The following is a 3,163-nucleotide window of genomic DNA, read 5'->3' as shown; positions in this document are numbered from 1 at the left end:
TCAGTTATCAGTTATCAGTTATCAGTTATCAGTTATCAGTTATCAGTTATCAGTTATCAGTTATCAGTTATCAGTTATCAGTTATCAGTTATCAGTTATCAGTTATCAGTTATCAGTTATCAGTTATCAGATTTGAGTTTTAAGTGTGCAGTATTAACAAGTAATTTAGATAATGTCTCTTGCATAATTAATTTTTGATGGTTCGTTCAAAAACGTCAAAAATAAGGATTAGATTGTCTAAAATCTGTAAATAGACCATTTAATTGATTATTATTCATTCTTAATTCTCCTGACTACTGACTTCTAATCCTAACAACAATTTTTGATTTTTACAAGAGGTCTGATGATTTGGTATTCTCAAAAGGTTTACTGGCTATGGTATGATTAAGGGTAGTTTGTTAGACTATGATATTTTCCATGATCATCTGTTTTTATCTGATATCATGCTGAGAAAAAATTCACGCTCTAAATTTGGGTTTAAATCATGATAACTACACTAATCGAACGAGAAGCAGAACCAATTTTAATTAGTGACTTAACCTGGAGAGAATTTAAAGCTGTTGAACAGCTAATCGATCGCCCAGGGTTAAGGTTATCTTTTTTAGATGGAGTTTTGGAGATTAGAAAAATGCCAGGGAAAAAACACGAAACTATCAAAAAACGTATTGCTTCTTTAGTAGAAATTTATTTAGAATTTTTGGGATTAGATTTTACTCCTACTGGTTCTGTCACCCTAGAAAATGAATTTGAAAAGGTTAAAAGAGAAGGTGATGAATCCTATGAATTGGGAGCAAATAGAAAACATCCTGATTTAGTGATTGAGGTGGTTGTTAGTAGTGGAGGAATTAATAAACTGGAAGCATACAAACGCTTACAAATCCCTGAAGTTTGGTTTTGGATGAACGACGAGTTATTGTTTTATAGTTTAGGAAATGAGGGACATGAGGCTGTTAGTAAATCGCAACTTTTACCGAGTTTAGATGTAGGTTTATTGATGCGTTGTATTAATACAGAAAATCATGCTCAAGCACTGCGGGAATTTAGAGCAGGGATAAAAAATATTGAATCAACATAACAATATAAAATGGTGATTTTTTAAGATTTTTTTATCACCATAACTCCAAGAGAGCCAAAAATTACCCAACTATAATCACAATTGACCAAGAAAATGTGCGAGACAGTATCGCTTTAATAGGGGAGCATCTCACCTTTGTAACCCCTAAATCAGGTTTTTATGTCAAGCTATTTTGAAAGCCTTGCTAGAAAACAGTTTTAGGGATAAGTGTAATTACTCACTTGCATAAATGAGATGCTCCCCTTTAGTAGTTTGTAGGGTGCGTTAGGAGCGCAAAAAGATTATAAAACGTACAAATAAATTAAATACGCGACGTAACGCACCATTATTATTGAAGGAGATTTTAAAAAACATAATAAAATAAATTATTTAGTAAATATGAGGTGCGTTACGCTGTCGCTAACACACCCTACAAATTATCTATTACATGAGAAGATTAATAACAGAAGTCGGGGATCTAAATTTTATCAGAATCAGATATAATCAAATTGGGTAAATAACCAAAATAATCTATGAATACGTTAGAACTTCGTGAACAAATCCAAAAATATGTTGAACAACTGTCACCAGAAAAATTACTCGTAGCAGTTGATTTTTTAGCATATTTGGCAACAAGAGAAGATGATGCTACTCAAGAGTTATTAGAGATTGTAGGATTTAAAGAAAATTTTGATCATGCTAGAGAAAATGTAAAACAAGGAAAGGTGATTACTGTTGACAAACTTAAACGAAAATATTAATTATACTGTTGTTATTAGTATTGATGCAGGGGAGTTTTTTGAATCTGCTTCTGCTACTTTACAAAAAAAGTTAGATAGATGTTTTGAACGTTTAAAAATTAATCCTCGTAATCATCCTAATATAAAATCTCTCAAAGGTGAGTTATCAGGTTATTATCGTTATCGAGTAGATGACTATAGAGTTATTCATGAAATTAATGATGATTTAAAACTGGTAACAATAATTTTTATCGCCCATATAAGTAAAGTTTATGAATAGCTGAAATAAAAATTAAGCAGCCAATTCTGTAGGGTGCGTTAATGAAATGCAACGTACTTTATAAATTCACCGTTAAATATCTTTGAAAAAAGCATTGTTTCCAAAAATACTTCATTTAAAACACTCAAGCTCTAATCACAGTAATTTTATATTGGTTTTCCGTCACCACCACCTCAGTGGATAATCTCTCCTCCATAGGTAAAGCATTTTTCCGTCTATCAAAGATAAATAACCAACCAAAATCTAAACCCAAACGCCCTAAATAAGATTCTATTTGTTCAATTCCATCAGCTTGGGGATCGCGTTTTTTATCTCTCCACACCTTCAATTCAATCCCTAAAATTACATCTTTATACTGCAAACATAAATCCATTCTATCACTACCAATTGCATATTCCCTTTCTAAAACTCCTCCACCATTCACCACACGATGTAAAAAAGCCATTAATACTATATGTGGAGCGATTTCATGATAACCAGTGCTACCTAATAATGGTTCGACCTGTTGTCGCCAAAATTTGAGAAATGCTGTTAATAAAGCATCTAGATTTAATTCACCCTCTGGGGTTAACCAAGTGGGTGCAATCATGGGTAAAGATGCCATTGGTGTGACTGTTAACACCCTAGGTAACACTTCTCGATAAATGGGATTAGCAATAGTTAAACCTCCATAAGGGTGCATTTTACATAATCCTAAATCAATGACAAATTGAATATCATCATTAGGTATATTTCCTAATTCTAAACCTGCTAACATCGGTTCAATAATGGCTTTGATTCTTGGTTCTCTTAATCTTTCCGCTAAACTATCCAAGTGAGTATCCTGACGAGCTATTAATATTTCTTTGGCTGTTAAAATATGTTTTTTGGTAATAGTAATACTTTTATCTTTTACCATTTTTTCTACAATTTCTTTAGCTAAAGCATTGACTAACCAAGGTTGTCCTTGGGTTAAATCATAAGCTGTTTCTATTGCTTCTGGTGTAAAAATTTGTCCTGCTGCTGCTGTATGTTGTTGATATAATTCTCCCACTTCTGCAAGATTAAAATTTCGCATAGTCAGAGAAGCAACTTTTATATTAAAAGGAC

4 protein-coding genes are annotated in these 3,163 nt (G+C 32.4%); 3 read left to right on the top strand and 1 reads right to left on the bottom strand.

Annotated elements, in window-relative coordinates:
* Nucleotides 1-484 precede the first annotated feature (484 nt).
* The 3 genes from IM509_RS08195 to IM509_RS08185 all read left to right on the top strand — a co-directional run bounded on the left by IM509_RS08195 (nt 485) and on the right by IM509_RS08185 (nt 2,074).
* On the top strand, nt 485-1,075 hold the full coding sequence (locus IM509_RS08195) for a Uma2 family endonuclease (RefSeq protein WP_287716784.1): 591 nt from the start codon (nt 485-487) through the stop codon (nt 1,073-1,075).
* Nucleotides 1,076-1,587: 512 nt separating this feature from the next.
* Complete coding sequence (locus tag IM509_RS08190) at nt 1,588-1,815, top strand: hypothetical protein (RefSeq protein WP_002734104.1); 228 nt, start codon at nt 1,588-1,590, stop codon at nt 1,813-1,815.
* The gene (locus tag IM509_RS08185) at nt 1,790-2,074 is read left to right on the top strand and encodes a type II toxin-antitoxin system RelE family toxin (RefSeq protein WP_185237097.1); all 285 of its coding nucleotides are present in this window, start codon (nt 1,790-1,792) and stop codon (nt 2,072-2,074) included. The genes IM509_RS08190 and IM509_RS08185 overlap by 26 nt, the downstream gene beginning before the upstream one ends.
* A 124-nt stretch (nt 2,075-2,198) precedes the next feature.
* On the opposite strand, the gene IM509_RS08180 is transcribed toward IM509_RS08185, so the two are convergent.
* On the bottom strand, nt 2,199-3,163 hold a 965-nt coding region (locus IM509_RS08180), incomplete at its 5' end, for a hypothetical protein (RefSeq protein ID WP_287716782.1).

The organism is Microcystis sp. M31BS1 (genome assembly GCF_020245285.1).
Lineage (GTDB): Bacteria > Cyanobacteriota > Cyanobacteriia > Cyanobacteriales > Microcystaceae > Microcystis > Microcystis panniformis.
Note: the sequence above shows the minus strand (reverse complement) of the source record. Positions and strands in the feature narration are given on the sequence as shown.